This is a genomic window from Halomonas sp. AOP13-D3-9 (assembly GCF_052379125.1).
Lineage (GTDB): Bacteria > Pseudomonadota > Gammaproteobacteria > Pseudomonadales > Halomonadaceae > Vreelandella.
Genome location: NZ_JBQSYH010000015.1, coordinates 111,904 through 128,214 on the forward strand (window position 1 = coordinate 111,904; position 16,311 = coordinate 128,214).

Below are 16,311 nucleotides of genomic sequence, written 5' to 3' on the forward strand. Positions count from 1 at the left end.
CAAACGTATTGGAAATCTGTATGCCGCCAGCCTAGGTTCAGGTTTCTAAAGAGAAAGCACGGACGCGATATGAATCTACTGTTCCTCGGCACCTCCGCTGGTGTACCCACAAAAACCAGAAATGTCTCCGGCGTCGCCCTGCGCGAGAGCAAAGGCAAGGGCTGGTATCTGATCGATTGTGGTGAGGGCACTCAGCATCAGGTCTTGCACACGAAGCTGTCGTTCCATTCGCTGAAAGCCATCTTGATTACCCACGTGCACGGTGACCATTGCTATGGGCTGCCGGGCATACTGGCGAGTGCGGGAATGGGAGGCCGGAAAACGCCGCTGACCATAGTGGCGCCCGCAGGTATCAAAACATGGCTGGAGGCCACCTGTGAGGCTACACATCTATGTTTACCCTTCGCTTTGAAGTTTATCGACTCGGATGAGTTGCCCAGCGTTGAGTTTGAAAGCATCGCGATTAACACCTTCAGGCTTTCACACCGGGCGCCGTCCTACGCTTATGGATTTACGGAGACAAAGGTCGACGCTGCCTTGAACGTGGATAAGCTAGCGCAAAAGGGCATTCCGAGAGGGCCGCTGTGGGGGCAGTTGAAGCAAGGGTTTGATGTTGTGTTTGAGGGTGAGCTTTTAAAAAGCCATGACTACCTGATCTTTAAGCACAAGCCGAGCAAAGTCGTGATCGCTGGGGACAATGACCAGCCTGACTTGTTGTTCGAGGCGTGTGCGGGGGCGCAGGTGCTGGTGCATGAAGCCACCTACACCGAAGAGATGGCCCAGAAGGCCGGTGATGTAGGGCATAGTTACGCCAAGCTTGTCGCCGCGTTTGCCGAAACGGTAAAGCTTCCCAACCTGGTGCTGACGCATTTTAGCCCCCGTTACCAGCTCCACCCTCTTGCCTCGCCTTCCATTGAGGAGATCCGCCAAGAGGCCCTCCGCACCTATTCGGGTTCGCTTTATCTGGCGCGGGATTTTAGCGAATACACCCTGGATAAAGCGGGCCGCTTTTCTGAGATAGAGAGCGAGTAGATTTTTAGTTACTTGTCATGAGCGATTAGATGCCTCAGAGAGGGGGCATGTTGAAAAAATGCTCGGCCATACTTGAGCAACGCCTTGTCTTTGATACCTGATACGTTGCAGGGTACATTTTAGAGATGAGCCGGAGCTTCTAGCACAAAGGTTTGGCAAAGCTCTTCAAGTCCGGTAGCACTGCAGGTATTCAGGCCGCGCATACAAAGAGGCTTCGGCTTATTCTTGGTCGACTCAATGCCGCGTCAGATGCCAAAGATATGGACTTACCAGGGCTTCGGTTGCACGAACTCTCAGGTAATCGCTCTGGAACCTGGTCAGTCACAGTTAGTGGTAACTGGCGAGTGACGTTTCGGTTCGAGGACGGAGATGCCGAGATAGTGAATTATGAAGATTACCACTGAGGTAGCCCCAATGTTGATGCACAATCCTCCCCACCCTGGTGAAGTATTACGCGAGCTTTGCTTGGAGCCCCTGGGTCTGACTGTGACAGCCGCTGCAGAAGCGCTCGGAGTAAGCCGTAAAACGCTCAGTGCTGTGCTGAACGGCAAGGCCGGTATTAGCCCTGAAATGGCGGTGCGGCTCTCTATCGCGTTTGATACCTCTGCGGAAAGCTGGCTGAACCAGCAGTCCCAATACGAACTCTGGCACGCCGAACAGCACCGTAAAGAGCTTAAAGTAAAAAGGCTGGTTGCCGCTTAAAGCAGCGGTGGTTTAAGTACACCCTGGATAAAGCGGGCCGCTTTTCTGAACTGGCGGGCGAATAGCCGATTTCATCCCGCCGTTCCTTGAGTGCTTTCCGTTCAGGTCAGTCGCGCAGATCAGTCGCGGCAATAGCCTTCACCTGTTGCGACTATTAAGCAATCTTCCTTTTCCAACAGCCACTTCATGCCGGTGGCTTCGCCGTCGCCAGCGCGAAGCAGGTGTTGACCGTCCTCGCGGCTGAAGCTAATACCCTCGGCTGTGGCTTGGCCTTCAAATGTTCCACTTTGATCGGCATCCAGGCCGTACTGCATTTCAAGCAGATAGTGGCCGGGGCCTGCAGGCTCGTTCTTGCTGATGTCCAGAAATAGCCCTTCTACGCCTGTCCAATGGCCAATCCATTGATCGGTCACCTGATGGTGGGGCTGGTTTTGCTCGGTTGCCGTATCCGGAGCAGGCGCGTTAGATGAAGTGGCGTTGCTGTTGCTGCATCCGCTTATCAGCAGCATGACGATTAGTGCTAATGCTGTTTTGATCATGGGCAGTGGCATCTCTTATGGATGAATGACGTACTAAATCCAATCTTCTACTCTAAGCCCAGGTACGCGACTGAACTCACGTAGGTTGTTGGTTACCAGAATCAGCCCTTTTGAGCGAGCATGCCCAGCTATCATCTGATCATATGGCCCGATGGGTGTCCCCGATTTTGCCAGCTCGCTACGTAGCTGGCCACTGTGATAGGCGGCGCTGGGGTCGTAATCGAGAACTTCCAGCCGCGCTGCAAATCCTTCTATCACACTCAAGTTTTTCTCGGGAGAAGCGGACTTCTCAGCACCATACACCAACTCCATGAGTGTCACGGTGCTGATGCAGAGCTGGTCGCTATGCTGGTTAAAGGTCTCACGAACATGGGGAGGTTTATGTTTGATGGTGAAAATGCAGATATTGGTATCAAGCATGTACTTAAGCATCAAAACGCCTCGCGCTCCTGTTCGTTTGGCTGTTCACGTTCACTCATAAAGTCTGCAGTGACACTTTGGCCATCAAACCAGCTATCCCACGCTTCACCTACGGGGGTAATTAAGCGCGCGCGACCCAAGGCAATAACATCAACACGTGTAACGTTCTCAGGCAGCGCGAGGGATTTCGGCATACGCACCGCTTGACTGCGGTTACTTTTAAACACTGCTGCTTTTTCCATGGCGGTCTCCTTATCAGTACTGCCGTTACTCACTATATGCACGTAATATACCTTGTTTAGTGTGATCGAATTTTGGGATATGTCAATGGGATATACAAAATGCAAAAGGTAAGAATCGACCTAGTGTCCGATGTAGCCTGCCCGTGGTGCGCGATCGGCTATCGGCGCTTGGAACAAGCGCTAGAAATCCTTGATGGCGAGATCGATGTTGAGCTCTTCTGGCAGCCCTTTGAGCTGAACCGCGATATGCCGCCCGAGGGCGAGCCGATTTTGGAGCACTTATGCCGCAAGTACGGCAAGGACGCGGCCAGCATGGAGCAGTCCCAGCGGGAGATTATGGCCGCCGCCGAAGCGCTTGGGCTGAATTTCCGGGGTGCCCTGGAGCGCCGGGCGAACAATACCTTCGCTGCCCACCGCGTGCTGGCGTGGGCCGGAACGCAAAACCAAGAGACAGCCCTGCAGTTGGCACTCTTCGAGGCCTACTTCGGTGAGGCGAAAAACCCCGCCGACCCAGAGGTTTTGCGGGAGAAGGCCATTGAGGTTGGGCTGGACGGCGACGCCGCCGAGGCCATCGCCCGGTCGGATCAGTATGCAGATGAAGTGCGAGCGGCAGAACAGCGGTTTATGGAGGCAGGAGTAAACGCTGTACCGGCATTTATTCTCGATGGACGTTACCTAATTTCTGGCGCTCAGCCTGCCGATGTGCTGGTCGATGCACTTCGTCAGGTGGCTGAGGAAAATGCCAACCGGTAACGTCCTATACCGATATTGCTGCTGTTGACGAGAGGCATCAATCAGATGCTTATCAGCAACTTATTCCGCTGCGCACCCAGGCAGCGGATGTCGATTTGATCAGCTATGAATCCGCTCCTTAGGAGCTGCCCCACGCTTCACTATGTCTGCGTTTTAACACTGTAGTGTTTACTTTTATGCGTTCCTGCCATGCAAATCGTGTGATGATGAGCTGACACGCGTCACGTGACGAAATACATTTTAAAGCATGATCAAATCTTTCGCTGACAAACGAACCCAAGCGCTTTATGCCAAAGGGACGTCGAAGAAATTCCCTGCGGATGTTGCTTCAAGAGCGGCTTGAAAACTGGAATACGTGAATCTAGCTGGACAGTTGGAGGATTTGAAAGTGCCGCCGGGTAATCGCCTGCATCCACTTTCTGGAAACAGGCAAGGTTAGCACTCGATTTCAATAAATGATCAGTGGCGTATCTGTTTTCGTTTTGAAGATGGCGATGCGTATGACGTTGAAGTTTGTGACTACCACTGAATGAGGTGATGACAATGGCTATTCTTAACACAACGGGTATGCAGCGCAAGCCGACCCATCCTGGTGAAATGTTGAGAGAGGATTTTATACCGGACTATGGTCTGACGGTGGCAGGACTGGCTGAAGCGTTGGGCGTTTCTCGTCAGTCGGTCAATGAGCTGTTGCGTGAGCGGCGTGCTGTCAGCCCTGAAATGGCTCTTCGGCTTGCTCGTTTGTTTGGCAACTCTCCAGAGTTTTGGCTGAATGCACAACGCGCTGTTGATCTATGGACGGCAGCTCAATCGATCAAAGAGGAAGTGGATCGAATTAAACCGCTGAACGCTGCATAGCCAAGCTCAGTAATGGCCTAACCATTTAAAGGAGAGAGACATTGGGGCCTTTTATGGAGTCGGAGGATGAGGTTTTTCTGAAAACAATCATTCCGAGCCGGAAAGCAACCAAAGCCTATTTGGGGGCAAAATGAGTAGGTTAAATAAAGAAGAGCAAGATATTCTGGATGCCTTTGATGCGGGAGAGTTGCGGCGAGCGACAGATATTGAGGACAGAAATGCGAGGCATCAGCAGTATGCTGATGCGATGTTCAAGAAAGATGCACGCATCAATATCAGGCTTTCTTCCAAAGATCTTCGCGGTCTACAGAAAAAAGCCCTGGCGGAAGGCATTCCCTACCAAACGTTTGTTGCCAGCATCCTGCATAAATATGTAGAAGGTCGCTTAAATGAGAATCGGTAGCTAATCCGCCGATCTCTTGAGTGAGCGCGCTGGCTCCCAGAGAGGCCAGCGCTTCCACTCTTACTGCAAAAATGCCCGCAACGTATCACTCGCTTGGTCGATAGAAACAACGCCATCCAAGTGGCCTCGATTGCCATCCAGGGTTTCAAGCGTCACTTCAGTGCCGTCTGCTTCAATCAACTCCGCAGTGCGGCGAACACCTTCGGGGGCGAAGACGAGATCGTTTTCGCTGTAGAGCATTAGCGTGGGCGCCTCGATAGCGGCAAGTCCTTCCTCTAACGAATCACCGTGGCCCGTCATAAATGTCTGGTTGGCGCGCACCAGGTAGAGCAGATGGTTGGCATCGGAGGTGGCGGCGCGTGCGGCGGCGATATCATCTAGCGTTTGCTCGATCGCGTAACGAGCGTTGATATCCTGAGCGGGATCGCGCTCTTCATCGGCCCAATCGCGATTAAAAGTCTCGTTGGCCCACTGCCAGTGGTTGGCGTTGAGGGTGACCAGCTTAAGTGCTTCTTTTAAACCATCGGTGGGTGGTTCGCCGTCGTAGTAGTTACCCTCGTTCCAGTTGGCATCCAATCGAATTGGCGCTGCCCAAGCGCTGAGCGTCGCTAGCAGCCAGGGGTCGGCAACGCCGCTGCCGATAACGGGGATCAGGCGCTCGACTCGGTCAGGGTAGGCGCTGGCCCACTCAATGGCTTGTAGCGCGCCCATAGAGGCGCCCATCACTGCATGCAGCGTTTCAATGCCTTGGCTTTCAAGTAGCTCGCGCTGTACCTCGACAAAGTCACGGATAGTCACCACAGGAAAGTCCATTCCCCAGGGTTCGCCGGTGTCAGGGTTGATAGAAGCAGGCCCGGTGGTGGTGACGTTGGGATCATTGGCACCCAGGTTGACCAGGGTGTCCGAGGAGATGATGTAGTACTCATCGGTATCGAGTGGTTTGCCGGGGCCAATAATCGCGTCCCAGTAGCCGGTGGGCTGCCCCTCTGCTTCATAGCGGCCCGCCGCATGGCTGGTGCCGGAGAAAAAGTGGGTAATTAAAATAACGTTATCACGGGCGTCGTTGAGTTCTCCGTAGGCTTCCCAGCCCACCGTCACGTTGGGAATGGTCTCGCCGCCCTGGGTAGTGAAGCTGTCCATTTCGAAGGTTTGTTTCTCGACGACGCCATCCCACGCCCAGAGAGGAGTGGCCAAGAGCAGGCCAAGGCTGGAACATAGCGTCGCCGTGATCACCATTTGTCGTGTGAAGGTCATAGAGTCGCCTTATACGAGGGTTAATTGTGGTTGTTATTGGCCACAGCCAGTGGCCTCCCTCTCAGCATAGTCAGTTCTTGAATCTAGTCAGTTTTTGAACATAGTCAGCCCTAGCGCATTTTAAACGGATTCAACCCATTGGCTTGCTGCATCATCATGCGCTTGGCGAACGGAAAGCGCTCGGCGAGCTGCAGGCTTAAATCGCCTAACTGGCGAAGCGGTTTGGCGCCGGTAAACAGATGGTGGAAGCTGTCGGTGGCGGCAATCATCGCCTGGTTAGCCGCGCGGCGCTGACACTCAAAGCGCAGTAGGTTGAGGTAGTCGCCGGGGTCGCGGCCTTGAATGATAATCTCGGCCAGGGTGTCGGCGTCGTGTAGGCCGATATTTAATCCCTGGCCAGCCAGCGGGTGCACCACATGGGCAGCATCACCAATCAGCGCCAGACGTTTGCCGATATAGCGCTGGGCGTGCTGGCGTTTGATGGGGAAGCTGGCCCGGGCGACGATGCGGATGAGGTTACCCAGGCGTTTGGGGAAGGCCATTTCAATCGCTGCTTTCAGTGCTTCATCGTCCAGCTGTTCACGGTCTTGGGTGGCTTGCTCGGTGTCGTACCACACCAGGGAAGCGCGGTGGCCAGGCAGGGGCAGCATGGCGATGGGGCCCGTGGGGGTGAAAACCTGCCAACTGACATCCTGCTGGGGCAGTTCGGTTTCCACATTAATGATCATCGCCCGCTGGTGGTAGTCGTAGCTGCTAACGCTGATACCCGCTAGCTCACGCAGGGTCGATTTTGCGCCGTCGGCGCCGACGATTAAGCGAGCACTGAGGGTTTTGCCGTTATCCAGCTCCAGCAGGCGGCCAGTGCTCGAGGTGATCGTGCTTAATGGCGCGCACTGGGTGTAGCAGGTGACGCTGGGCAGCTGTTCCAAGCGCTGCCATAGCGCATACTGCAGCGTGCGGTTTTCAATAAAGATGCCGAAATCCTCCATGCCGCTTTCTTCAGCGGAAAACAGCGAGTGGCCGGTGCCGTCCTGGTTGGAGACATCAATATGCCGAAACGGGCAGCTACGCTCTTCCGGCAGCGCTGTGCCGCTGGCTTTAACAAAGGCTAACGAGCGCGCGTTCAGCGATGAAATGCGCAGGTCATAGTCACCGCTAGGTTCAGCAGGGGCGTCGCCTTGCTCCACCAGCCCGACGGAGAAGCCCGCATGACCCACGCGAGCCGCCAGGGCGGCGCCCACCATGCCGCCGCCGACAATAATAATGTCATGATCGTGCTGCATAAGAGTATCTCCTGGGTGCACAATAAGCGTTGAAGGGCGCGTTGTTTGGCCCGCTGTTGCACTACAGTATCGTTGAGTTTGAACCACATTGCCTAGAGGTGAACGATTGACGCAGGCCGTGGAAATTGCAAATAGCGTTGCCCAGGCGGGTGAGGAGCTGGCAGCGTTTATTCAGCAGCACCCCAAACTGTGGGTGATTACCGGCGCCGGTGTGAGTACCGACAGCGGTATTCCGGACTATCGCGATGCAGATGGTCAATGGAAGCGGCCGCCCCCTGTTCAGCATGGCGACTTTATGAGCTCTCACCACGTTCGCCAGCGCTACTGGGCGCGGGCACTGATCGGCTTTAGCGCCATGCGCGAAGCCCAGACGGGCGGCGCGCACCGGGCGTTAGCCGCGTTGGAGTCCCAGGGCTATATCCAGCAGTTGGTGACTCAGAACGTTGACCGTTTACATCAGCGCGCCGGTTCGCGCCGGGTGATCGACCTGCATGGCCGAGCGGACATGGTGAAGTGCATGGTGTGCGACTATCAAATGATGCGCCACGCCATGCATGCCGAAATGGCGCGTATGAATCCGAGCTTTGCAGGTTTGCAGGCGGGGCACGCCCCAGATGGCGACGCCGACCTGGAAACCGACTTCAGCTCCTTTCGCATTTTCGACTGCCCGCGCTGTAGCGGCATTTTAAAACCCGATGTAGTGTTTTACGGCGATGTGGTGCCCGCCGAACGGCGTTTGGCAGCCCAGGTAGCGCTGGCTGAGTCGGATGCAGTGCTCGCAGTAGGCACTTCATTAATGGTGTTTTCCGGCTACCGCTTCTGCCGCGCCGCCCATGATCGGGGCATACCGCTAGCATCGCTCTCCCTCGGCGTGACTCGGGCCGATGCGCTGTTAACCCACCAGTGGCGGGCGCCGTTAACACCGGTGCTGGAGCAGGCTGTTCGTAGCTTAAAGGGCGCTGAGCCAATTCTTCCGCGCTAGCGGGCTTTGGATACCCACGGATTATCTTCTAGCCAGAGTCGCCATGGCGCGTCGCGGTGCTCTGGCTGGGCGTAATCGATACCCACGCGTGGGCCACTGGCGATCTTGGCGTCGTGCGTTGCTGTGCTAATCCACAGCTTGTCGGCCTGGGTCATATCATGGCCATACAGCGCTTTATCAATGGTTAAAGCACGCGTGAGCTTGCCGGGGCCATTGCTGAGTTGTTTCCCCGCGGCTTGACGGGTGGCGCGCATGGCGGCTTCGTTGGCGGTGGGCTCAACCGCACGAATCAGCACCGCGCAGGGCGAATCCTCTGGCTCGGTGACTACGTTCAAGAGCCAGTGCATGCCGTAAACGAGATAGACATAGGCGTGGCCCGCAGGCACGAACATTGCTTCTGTTCGCGGAGAGCGGCGGCGGTGGGCATGGCAAGCGGAGTCCTCAGCGCCGCAATAGGCCTCTGTCTCAACAATCCTTGCCGCCATCTGCTCGCCGTTATGGTCGCGCACCAGCCAGCAGCCGAGCATGTCTCTAGCTACCTTAAGGGTGTCGCGATTATAAAAATCCCGTGAGAGGGGAGGTAGCATGCTGTCTTTAACATTTGGCATGTTTGGTAACATCGCCTCGGCGTTTAGTTGAGTAGAATGCTAGGGTATTAGATAGTCATTGCCACTAAAAGCGGAGCCTATCGTGCTGCAATTTGAACATCGCTACTCCACATTGCCGGAACCCCTTTGGGTCGCCACCCAAGCAACGCCCGTGGCGCAGCCCGAGCTGATTGCCTTTAATGCCACGCTTGCCGAAGAGCTGGGCGCCAAAGAGATACCTGACTCAACAACGCTGGCCGAGTGGTTTAGCGGCAACCAGCCCATGCCGGATGCCAAGCCGGGCGCATTAGGTTATGCAGGCCACCAGTTCGGCAACTTTGTACCGCAGTTGGGCGACGGCCGGGCGCTGCTGCTGGGTGAAGTGATCGACCAGAACGGCGTGCGCCGCGATGTGCAGCTAAAGGGCAGCGGCCGCACGCCGTTCTCCCGCGGTGGCGATGGCCGCTCGCCACTTGGGCCGGTGCTGCGTGAATATTTGGTCAGTGAGTTTATGGCCGCCATGGGCATTCCCACTACCCGCGCTCTGGCAGCGGTGTCTAGCGGCGAGCGAGTGGTACGCCAAATGGCAGAACCTGGCGCAGTGTTTACCCGCGTGGCTAGCAGCCATATCCGCGTTGGCACGTTCCAGTTCGCCGCCGCACGCCGAGATGAGGCACTGCTAAAAGCGCTGGCGGATCATGTCATTGAGCGCCACTATCCCGATGCCGCCAACGCCGAAGATCCTTACTTAGCGCTGCTGGAGGCGGTTGTGGCCCGCCAGGCAGTGCTGATTGCCCGCTGGATGAGCACTGGCTTTATCCATGGCGTGATGAATACCGATAACTGCAGCATTGCCGGGGAAACCATTGATTACGGCCCCTGTGCCTTTATGGAGCAGTTTGATCCCCAGAAGGTGTACAGCTCCATCGACCAGGGCAAGCGCTACGCGTTTGATAACCAACCGGCGATTGCCCAGTGGAACCTGGCGCGCTTTGCCGAAACGCTGCTGCCGTTAATGAATAAAGAGGGAGAGGCGTTGGTGGAGCAGGCCACCGATGTCATTCGCCGCTTTGAGCCATTGTTCAGCGCCGAACAGCGTCGCCTGCACGCCGATAAACTCGGCCTGGCAACAGAAAGCGACCAAGCCGTGCCACTGATGGAAGCGTTGGAAAGTCAGATGCATCAGGGCCGGATGGACATGACCGCGACCTTTGATGCGCTCACCCAATACGCCTTTTCGCTGAGTGATGAGCATCGCGAGGCGCTGCTGGCGCTGACGACACAGCCCGATGAATTATCAACTTGGCTGGATACCTGGCAGCAAGAGCAAGTGGCCAGTCAAGATGGCGAACGGTTCACGGCCATGCGTCACGCCAACCCAGTGATTATTCCCCGCAACCACCGGGTTCAGGATGTCATTGATGCCGCTTACGACGGTGATTTTTCGCCTTTCCATACCCTTCTAGCCGTGGTGACCAAGCCGTTCGATGAGTCGGTTGAAGCGCGCCGTTTGGCAGCGCCTGCCACGGAAAATGAGCAGGTGCTAAGAACCTTCTGTGGTACATAGCGCCTATGCTAGACTGTGTTTTTTTACAGTTGGGCGGGTAGCCGGTGCGCAAAATCATTCACTGCGACTGTGACTGCTTTTATGCAGCCGTGGAAATGCGCGATAACCCCGCGTTGCGAGATATACCGATTGCCATTGGCGGTAGCGTTGAGCAGCGCGGGGTGGTCGCCACCTGTAACTATCCTGCCCGCGAGTTTGGCATCCATTCGGCGATGCCCATGGGCCAAGCGCTCAAGCGCTGCCCACATCTCACCGTGATTCGCGGTGAGATGGCCAAATATAAAGAGGTCGCCCGCCAGGTCTTTGCCATTTATCGTGATGTGACTGAGCTGATCGAGCCGCTCTCCCTGGATGAAGCCTTTTTGGATGTTTCTGAGGTGACGCTGCATCACGGCAGCGCGACACTCATGGCCGAAGCAATCCGTGAGCGGGTGAGTCGCGAAGTGGGGATTACCGTTTCAGCAGGCGTGGCGCCCAATAAGTTTTTGGCCAAAATCGCCAGCGACTGGAATAAGCCCAACGGCCTCTGTGTGATTACGCCGGACAAAGTCGACAGCTTTGTGCAGCAGCTACCGGTGAAAAAAATCCATGGCGTTGGCCCGCGCACCGCTGAAAAGTTGGCGGGATTGGATATCCACACCTGCGCCGATTTGCGTAGCCGCCAGCTAACGGAACTGGTCGAACATTTTGGCCGCTTTGGGCGGCGGCTGCACGAGCTAAGCTGGGGCCGCGATGAGCGCCCGGTGAAAACCCACCGTGAGCGTAAGTCGATTAGCACCGAGCAAACCTATTCTCAGGATTTACCCAACCTGGATGCCTGCCGTAATGAGCTACCGGCGCTGATCGAGGATTTAGAGCGCCGCTATGCCCGGCTAGACCCACCCCTGGCAGTGCGCGGGCTGATCGTCAAAGTGAAATTTAATGACTTCACCCAAACCACCGTCGAACACGCCGACCCAGCGCCCAACCTTGAACAGTTTGAAAGCCTGCTGAAGGTTGGCTGGGCCAGAGGCGAACGGCCCGTGCGTCTGCTGGGTGTGGGCTACCGGCTGGCGGAAAACAGCCAAGAGCATCAGCTGTCGCTGTTTTAATTAGCCTGTTAACACTTCTAGTCATTGACGCTCATACAGGAGCGCGTTAAAACAGATGTATGATAGGCGGCGTAAATAAATAAGTTTCACATGAGCCGTCTTCCTGCCTTTTTTAACGCGCGAGCCTTGCCATGTCTGCTAATGCTGCCCAACGCCCCCGTTTAGTGTTTGCCCACGCCAATGGTTTTCCAGGGCTAAGCTATCGCAGCCTGCTGAATCCACTGGCTGAAACCTTTGACCTGCACCCTTTGGATCGCTTGGGTCACCATCCTGATTACCCGGTTAATCACAACTGGGGCAATCTGGTCGATGAGTTGCTGAGCTACCTACCCGAAAGCGATACGCCGTTGCTGGGGGTAGGGCATTCGCTGGGTGGCACATTGATGGCCATGGCCGCCGATAAGCAGCCTGAGCGCTTCTGCGGGGTGATCATGCTCGACCCGCCGTTGATGCTGGGCACCGATGCCTGGGCGATGAAAGCCGCCAAGCGGTTTGGTTTTGTTGATCGGGTCACACCTGCGGGTAAAACCTTGGGGCGGCGCACTGTTTGGCCGAGCCGCGAAGCGATGGCGAGTTCGCTGGGAAGGAGGGGGTTATTTCGCCGCTTTACCCCCGAGGCGCTCAACGACTACATTGAAGCAGGGACGCGCTTGTTAGATGACGGTAGTGCTGAACTGACCTTTGATCCAGGTGTAGAGGTGGAAATTTTCCGTCATTTACCCGATCACCTCTCGCGTTTGCCTCAGAGGTTGGGCGTGCCCTTAGAACTAGTGGCAGGCAAAGAGTCCCACTTACTGACCGCTTCGCGCATCAAGCGTTTGAAGCGAAAGGGCCTAACGGTAAGCGAAGTTCCGGGCACGCATATGTTCCCAATGGAGCATCCGGATGAAACCCGTGCCGCTATTATGGCTGCCTGGCTGCGCTTAGAAAGCAGTAACAGGCCATCAAACACAGCGTAAGGAGGCGTTATGTATCTTTCCGTACAGCTTAGCTATTACCCGCTGGCTGATGACTTCAAGCCGGTAGTCAAAGAGGTGGTGAAACGTCTTGAAGCGACGGGGTTGGAAGTACACCCCAACCGTATGAGCACCCAGGTTTTTGGTGAGTTCAACGCCGTGATGGCGGCGTTAAGCGAGGTGATGAAGTGGTCGTTTGAAACCCATGGCAAAGCGGTATTTACGGCCAACTTTCTGGAAGGCGACCGTAGGCCTCGTTAAACCAAAACGCCGCCCGATTGGGCGGCGTTTTACTCACATATGCACTAACGTCAGTTAGCTTGGCGTTACACCAGCGAGTCTAAGCAGGACTCAATAATATCCAAGCCTTCATTGAGCACGTCGTCTTGAATGGTGACGGGCATCAAAAAGCGGATGGTGTTGCCGTACATGCCGCAGGAGAGCAGGATCAAGCCCTCTTCGCGTGCTTTCTTGCACAGCGCAGCCGCGAGCTCAGGGTTAGGCGTGTGGTCGGCTTTGTTCGACACCAGCTCAAACGCCGCCATGGCGCCCATGTTGCGCACGTGGTCGATGCAATCAAACTTGTCGGCCCACACATTGAAGCGCTTGGCCAGTTTGTCGCCCAGGGCCTGGCTTTTCTCCAGAATATTCTCTTCTTCAAATACGTCCATCACCGCCAACGCTGCGGCACAGGCGGTGGGGCTGCCGGTGTAGGTGCCGCCCAGTGAGTTGGGGCCAGAGGCATCCATCACCTTGTCAGTGCCTACGATGGCAGAGATCGGCATGCCGTCGGCCATACTCTTGGCCATGGTCATAATGTCCGGCTCAACGCCGCTATGCTCGATGGCAAACATTTTGCCGGTACGACCAAAGCCCGACTGCACTTCATCGATGATCATCAAAATACCGTGTTCATCGCAGATCTCGCGGATCTTGGTCAGGAAGCTAGTAGAGGCTGGGTAGAAACCGCCTTCACCCAGTACCGGTTCAAGCACAATGGCTGCGGTATCTTTGGGGTTGGCATCAGTTTTAAGCGTCATCTTCAGGCCGCGAATGGCTTCGTCTTCGCTAACGCCATGGTAGGGCACCGGGTAGGGCGCACGGAACACGGTGCCCGGCATCGGGCCGAAGTCGCTCTGGTAAGGCGCCACCTTGCCGTTCATCGCCATGGTGAAGAAGGTACGGCCGTGGTAACCACCATCAAAGCAGATCACATTGGAACGGCCGGTGGCGGCGCGGGCAATCTTGACCGCGTTTTCCAGCGCTTCAGCGCCAGAGTTGGCCAGCATTACCTTGGCGTGACCACGCACCGGTACGATCTGGCTGAGCTTTTCAGCGACTTTTACGTAGCCCTCGTAAGGCATGACCGTTTGGCAGGTGTGCATCAGCTTATCGAGCTGGGCTTTGACCGCGGCGACCACTTTGGGGTGGCGGTGACCTACGTTGAGTACGCCAATGCCGCCCGCGAAGTCGATAAAGCGGTTGCCGTCCGCGTCCCAGATTTCAGCGTTTTCAGCGTGGTCGGCGAAGGCCGTCGCGGGGCTAGCAGCGCCAGCAGCGACGTATTTATGTTTGAGCTCGTTCAGTTCGGCATTGCTGCTCATGGCTTACTTCCTAATTGATGATGGATGTTCTTTCAGCATGGTACTTATCAGCACAGTACCTATCAGCATAGTGCTTAATAGCGTTGCTTACATGGATGACGAGGCAATGACAACACGATTACGCCCCGTCTGTTTAGCTTGATACATAGCTTTGTCGGCACGATCAAGTAGCCGTGTGCCCGAAGCTTCAACGTAGCTGGCAATTCCCGATGAGAGCGTCACCGTTAATTGATGCTCGCTAAAGGTTTGTTGCGCGACGCTTTTGCGCACACGTTCCATACCCTGATAGGCCTCTTCGGCGTTCACGCCGGGCATAATGATCAAAAACTCTTCACCGCCCAGGCGGATGTGTAAATCGGTGTCGCGCAGTACGCTGCTCACTAAGGTAGTGATCTGCTGTAGAACGCTATCGCCCGTGCTGTGTCCATAGGTATCGTTAATCGCTTTAAAGTCGTCCAGATCATACATGGCGATGCTGAAGGTGGTGCTATATCGCTCGCAGCGCTTGATCTCTTCATCCAAACGCTGCAAACCCGCACGACGATTGTACAATTCAGTGAGTTCATCGTGGTGGGCAAGATGATCCAGGCGCTCATTGGCCAGCTTCAGCCGCTCTTCGAGCTGCTTGCGCTGGGTAATGTCGATAATAAAAGTGACTTTACGCGGTTCGCCATCGTCAGCTTCAATGCGTGCTGCTTCGGCAATAATAGTGCGTAATTCGCCGTTTCTGTTGACCACATCCCACTCTTGGCGCAGCTCGTGGTTTTCATGGCCTCGAATAAAGTCTTCGTGTAATGCCGACAAAATAGCCCGGTTCGCTTCTGGCACCATCATGGTGAAGTGCTGGCCCAATAGCTCATCGGGCCGATAACCATAGAACTCACAGTAGGCGGGGTTGACCATTTCAAAGTGGCCAGAGGGCGTAGTGATACAGATGCCTATGGGGGAAGCTTTGATAACGTTTTCAGTATTGCGCTTTGAGCGGTTAAAAAGCTGGTAGAGCTTATCGGGACTAATCTCTTTCATTCACCGCTCCTGAACTGCTTTCTGCTTCACGTTTTAAATCCACTAATAGCGGAGTAATGTCGGCGCCCAAAGAGTTAATCGCGGGTTTGGCGAAATAGAAACCCTGCTGACGAACTATCCCCGCGCGGGCCAGCCATAACGCTTCGGCGCGGGTTTCTACCCCTTCGGCGATAAGGGTCATTTTGAGCTCTTGGGCGAGTGAAATGATCGCGTTTAATAGCGCCTGGCGGCGAAAATCGCTGTCGCAATGCATCACCAGTTCACGGTCGATTTTAAGCTTATCAGGGGTCAATTCGGTAAGTAAGTCCAGGTTGGCGTACCCATTACCAAAGTCGTCAAGCGCTGTTTTGAAGCCCATGGAGCGGTACGCATCAATAATATTGCATAGATGTTGCCGGTCGCGGACGCGCTCGGTTTCGGTGATTTCAAAAATAAGCCGATGGGTGGGCCAGCCCACGCGTTTGGAAACGTCTAACGTTGCCTGGATACACGCTTCTGGCTCATAAACGGCGTTGGGCAGGAAGTTGATCGAGAGATCGGTTGGCATATCCAGTGCGCTGGCCATCTCTATTGCCTTCACCCGGCAGGCCTGATCAAAACGGTAGAGCAGCTCGTCGGTGACTTGGGCAATCACACTCCCGGCGGATTCGCCTTGCGTCCCACGCACCAATGCTTCGTAGGTGACGATTCGAGCCAACGATAAATCCACTATTGGCTGAAAGGCCATGGTGAACTCAAAGGGCAAATCGCCTTCACAGCGTTTGCAGTGGCCATTGACGCGTGCGCACTGGCTCATAGCGGCTCCTACGGGGTGGGTGGGATGAGGTTGTTAATGCCATAAGCTTAAAAAGCTTAATGCCTACAGCCTACACTGAAGCATTCAACGGTACTCAGTTTAGAGCGTAATATATGCTTTGTATAGGTTTTGTATAGCTGTCTATTATGAACCACTAGCCGGTCGCTCTCTGCCTTTTGGTTCGCAATGTCCTGCGGTTCTGATGGTTCAAAAAAA

20 protein-coding genes are annotated in these 16,311 nt (G+C 55.3%); 11 read left to right on the forward strand and 9 right to left on the reverse strand.

Annotated elements, in window-relative coordinates; translation table 11 throughout:
- The first annotated feature begins 69 nt into the window (after positions 1–69).
- The 3 genes from ACT3UM_RS17045 (at position 70) to ACT3UM_RS17055 (ending at position 1,734) form a co-directional block, all read left to right on the forward strand.
- A complete protein-coding gene (locus ACT3UM_RS17045; protein ID WP_498900726.1) occupies positions 70–1,032 on the forward strand; it encodes a ribonuclease Z in 963 nt (320 codons plus the stop codon).
- Between the two features lie 152 nt (positions 1,033–1,184).
- On the forward strand, positions 1,185–1,436 hold the full coding sequence (locus tag ACT3UM_RS17050; protein ID WP_498900728.1) for a type II toxin-antitoxin system RelE/ParE family toxin: 252 nt from the start codon (positions 1,185–1,187) through the stop codon (positions 1,434–1,436).
- A 10-nt stretch (positions 1,437–1,446) separates the two neighbouring features.
- On the forward strand, positions 1,447–1,734 hold the full coding sequence (locus ACT3UM_RS17055) for a HigA family addiction module antitoxin (RefSeq protein ID WP_022520034.1): 288 nt from the start codon (positions 1,447–1,449) through the stop codon (positions 1,732–1,734).
- Positions 1,735–1,853: 119 nt separating this feature from the next.
- Here the strand turns inward: ACT3UM_RS17055 and ACT3UM_RS17060 are convergent, their stop codons facing one another.
- Genes ACT3UM_RS17060 through vapB form a run of 3 tightly spaced genes read right to left on the reverse strand, consistent with a single transcriptional unit; the run spans position 1,854 to position 2,935 of the window.
- A complete protein-coding gene (locus ACT3UM_RS17060) occupies positions 1,854–2,273 on the reverse strand; it encodes a hypothetical protein (RefSeq protein ID WP_498900730.1) in 420 nt (139 codons plus the stop codon).
- Between the two features lie 33 nt (positions 2,274–2,306).
- A complete protein-coding gene (vapC, locus tag ACT3UM_RS17065) occupies positions 2,307–2,705 on the reverse strand; it encodes a type II toxin-antitoxin system tRNA(fMet)-specific endonuclease VapC (RefSeq protein WP_498900732.1) in 399 nt (132 codons plus the stop codon).
- On the reverse strand, positions 2,705–2,935 hold the full coding sequence (gene vapB, locus ACT3UM_RS17070) for a type II toxin-antitoxin system VapB family antitoxin (RefSeq protein ID WP_498900734.1): 231 nt from the start codon (positions 2,933–2,935) through the stop codon (positions 2,705–2,707). The genes vapC and vapB overlap by 1 nt, the downstream gene beginning before the upstream one ends.
- A 99-nt stretch (positions 2,936–3,034) precedes the next feature.
- Between vapB and ACT3UM_RS17075 the strand changes: the two genes are divergently transcribed.
- The 3 genes from ACT3UM_RS17075 to ACT3UM_RS17085 all read left to right on the forward strand — a co-directional run bounded on the left by ACT3UM_RS17075 (position 3,035) and on the right by ACT3UM_RS17085 (position 4,949).
- Positions 3,035–3,688: a DsbA family oxidoreductase gene (locus ACT3UM_RS17075; protein ID WP_498900736.1), complete on the forward strand. Its 654-nt coding sequence runs from the start codon at positions 3,035–3,037 to the stop codon at positions 3,686–3,688.
- A gap of 543 nt (positions 3,689–4,231) precedes the next feature.
- Entirely contained in the window at positions 4,232–4,546 is a 315-nt protein-coding gene (locus tag ACT3UM_RS17080) for a HigA family addiction module antitoxin (protein WP_498900738.1), read from the forward strand.
- A 130-nt stretch (positions 4,547–4,676) separates the two neighbouring features.
- Positions 4,677–4,949, forward strand: coding sequence for an antitoxin (locus tag ACT3UM_RS17085; protein ID WP_498900740.1), 273 nt, complete (start codon positions 4,677–4,679; stop codon positions 4,947–4,949).
- 60 nt (positions 4,950–5,009) lie between these two features.
- On the opposite strand, the gene ACT3UM_RS17090 is transcribed toward ACT3UM_RS17085, so the two are convergent.
- Complete coding sequence (locus tag ACT3UM_RS17090) at positions 5,010–6,203, reverse strand: E22 family MetX-like putative esterase (RefSeq protein ID WP_498900742.1); 1,194 nt, start codon at positions 6,201–6,203, stop codon at positions 5,010–5,012.
- Positions 6,204–6,313: 110 nt separating this feature from the next.
- A complete protein-coding gene (locus ACT3UM_RS17095) occupies positions 6,314–7,486 on the reverse strand; it encodes a UbiH/UbiF/VisC/COQ6 family ubiquinone biosynthesis hydroxylase (RefSeq protein WP_498900744.1) in 1,173 nt (390 codons plus the stop codon).
- 106 nt (positions 7,487–7,592) lie between these two features.
- On the opposite strand from ACT3UM_RS17095, the gene ACT3UM_RS17100 reads away from it, so the two are divergent.
- Positions 7,593–8,468: an NAD-dependent protein deacetylase gene (locus ACT3UM_RS17100; RefSeq protein ID WP_498900746.1), complete on the forward strand. Its 876-nt coding sequence runs from the start codon at positions 7,593–7,595 to the stop codon at positions 8,466–8,468.
- On the opposite strand, the gene ACT3UM_RS17105 is transcribed toward ACT3UM_RS17100, so the two are convergent.
- Positions 8,465–9,076 (reverse strand): DNA-3-methyladenine glycosylase, encoded by a 612-nt coding sequence (locus ACT3UM_RS17105; RefSeq protein WP_498900748.1) that lies wholly within the window; start codon positions 9,074–9,076, stop codon positions 8,465–8,467. The genes ACT3UM_RS17100 and ACT3UM_RS17105 overlap by 4 nt on opposite strands.
- Positions 9,077–9,158: 82 nt before the next feature.
- On the opposite strand from ACT3UM_RS17105, the gene ACT3UM_RS17110 reads away from it, so the two are divergent.
- From ACT3UM_RS17110 to ACT3UM_RS17125, 4 genes are all read left to right on the forward strand, one after another.
- Positions 9,159–10,622: a protein adenylyltransferase SelO gene (locus tag ACT3UM_RS17110; RefSeq protein WP_498900750.1), complete on the forward strand. Its 1,464-nt coding sequence runs from the start codon at positions 9,159–9,161 to the stop codon at positions 10,620–10,622.
- 44 nt (positions 10,623–10,666) lie between these two features.
- On the forward strand, positions 10,667–11,713 hold the full coding sequence (gene dinB / locus ACT3UM_RS17115) for a DNA polymerase IV (protein ID WP_498900752.1): 1,047 nt from the start codon (positions 10,667–10,669) through the stop codon (positions 11,711–11,713).
- Positions 11,714–11,844: 131 nt separating this feature from the next.
- Positions 11,845–12,672 carry an alpha/beta fold hydrolase gene (locus ACT3UM_RS17120; RefSeq protein WP_498900754.1) on the forward strand — a complete coding sequence of 276 codons (828 nt, stop codon included), beginning with the start codon at positions 11,845–11,847 and terminating at the stop codon, positions 12,670–12,672.
- A gap of 9 nt (positions 12,673–12,681) precedes the next feature.
- Positions 12,682–12,930, forward strand: coding sequence for a YkoF family thiamine/hydroxymethylpyrimidine-binding protein (locus ACT3UM_RS17125; RefSeq protein WP_498900756.1), 249 nt, complete (start codon positions 12,682–12,684; stop codon positions 12,928–12,930).
- 65 nt (positions 12,931–12,995) lie between these two features.
- On the opposite strand, the gene gabT is transcribed toward ACT3UM_RS17125, so the two are convergent.
- The 3 genes from gabT to ACT3UM_RS17140 form a co-directional block, all read right to left on the reverse strand.
- Positions 12,996–14,273 carry a 4-aminobutyrate--2-oxoglutarate transaminase gene (gabT, locus tag ACT3UM_RS17130; RefSeq protein ID WP_498900758.1) on the reverse strand — a complete coding sequence of 426 codons (1,278 nt, stop codon included), beginning with the start codon at positions 14,271–14,273 and terminating at the stop codon, positions 12,996–12,998.
- Positions 14,274–14,360: 87 nt separating this feature from the next.
- Positions 14,361–15,299, reverse strand: a complete 939-nt coding sequence (locus tag ACT3UM_RS17135) for a sensor domain-containing diguanylate cyclase (RefSeq protein WP_498900760.1) — start codon at positions 15,297–15,299, stop codon at positions 14,361–14,363.
- Positions 15,286–16,095, reverse strand: a complete 810-nt coding sequence (locus ACT3UM_RS17140; RefSeq protein ID WP_498900762.1) for an EAL domain-containing protein — start codon at positions 16,093–16,095, stop codon at positions 15,286–15,288. Before ACT3UM_RS17140 ends, ACT3UM_RS17135 begins: the two co-directional genes overlap by 14 nt.
- Positions 16,096–16,311: the final 216 nt, after the last annotated feature.

What these genes read in the sequence shown, in the direction of transcription:
- ACT3UM_RS17140 (WP_498900762.1), bottom strand. Translation starts at nt 16,095, where the DNA reads ATGAGCCAGTGCGCACGCGTCAATGGCCACTGCAAACGCTGTGAAGGC.
- ACT3UM_RS17060 (WP_498900730.1), bottom strand. Translation starts at nt 2,273, where the DNA reads ATGATCAAAACAGCATTAGCACTAATCGTCATGCTGCTGATAAGCGGA.
- ACT3UM_RS17075 (WP_498900736.1), top strand. Translation starts at nt 3,035, where the DNA reads ATGCAAAAGGTAAGAATCGACCTAGTGTCCGATGTAGCCTGCCCGTGG.
- gabT (WP_498900758.1), bottom strand. Translation starts at nt 14,273, where the DNA reads ATGAGCAGCAATGCCGAACTGAACGAGCTCAAACATAAATACGTCGCT.
- ACT3UM_RS17135 (WP_498900760.1), bottom strand. Translation starts at nt 15,299, where the DNA reads ATGAAAGAGATTAGTCCCGATAAGCTCTACCAGCTTTTTAACCGCTCA.
- vapB (WP_498900734.1), bottom strand. Translation starts at nt 2,935, where the DNA reads ATGGAAAAAGCAGCAGTGTTTAAAAGTAACCGCAGTCAAGCGGTGCGT.
- ACT3UM_RS17120 (WP_498900754.1), top strand. Translation starts at nt 11,845, where the DNA reads ATGTCTGCTAATGCTGCCCAACGCCCCCGTTTAGTGTTTGCCCACGCC.
- ACT3UM_RS17090 (WP_498900742.1), bottom strand. Translation starts at nt 6,203, where the DNA reads ATGACCTTCACACGACAAATGGTGATCACGGCGACGCTATGTTCCAGC.
- ACT3UM_RS17125 (WP_498900756.1), top strand. Translation starts at nt 12,682, where the DNA reads ATGTATCTTTCCGTACAGCTTAGCTATTACCCGCTGGCTGATGACTTC.
- ACT3UM_RS17045 (WP_498900726.1), top strand. Translation starts at nt 70, where the DNA reads ATGAATCTACTGTTCCTCGGCACCTCCGCTGGTGTACCCACAAAAACC.
- ACT3UM_RS17105 (WP_498900748.1), bottom strand. Translation starts at nt 9,076, where the DNA reads ATGCCAAATGTTAAAGACAGCATGCTACCTCCCCTCTCACGGGATTTT.
- ACT3UM_RS17095 (WP_498900744.1), bottom strand. Translation starts at nt 7,486, where the DNA reads ATGCAGCACGATCATGACATTATTATTGTCGGCGGCGGCATGGTGGGC.
- vapC (WP_498900732.1), bottom strand. Translation starts at nt 2,705, where the DNA reads ATGCTTAAGTACATGCTTGATACCAATATCTGCATTTTCACCATCAAA.
- ACT3UM_RS17055 (WP_022520034.1), top strand. Translation starts at nt 1,447, where the DNA reads ATGTTGATGCACAATCCTCCCCACCCTGGTGAAGTATTACGCGAGCTT.
- ACT3UM_RS17080 (WP_498900738.1), top strand. Translation starts at nt 4,232, where the DNA reads ATGGCTATTCTTAACACAACGGGTATGCAGCGCAAGCCGACCCATCCT.
- ACT3UM_RS17085 (WP_498900740.1), top strand. Translation starts at nt 4,677, where the DNA reads ATGAGTAGGTTAAATAAAGAAGAGCAAGATATTCTGGATGCCTTTGAT.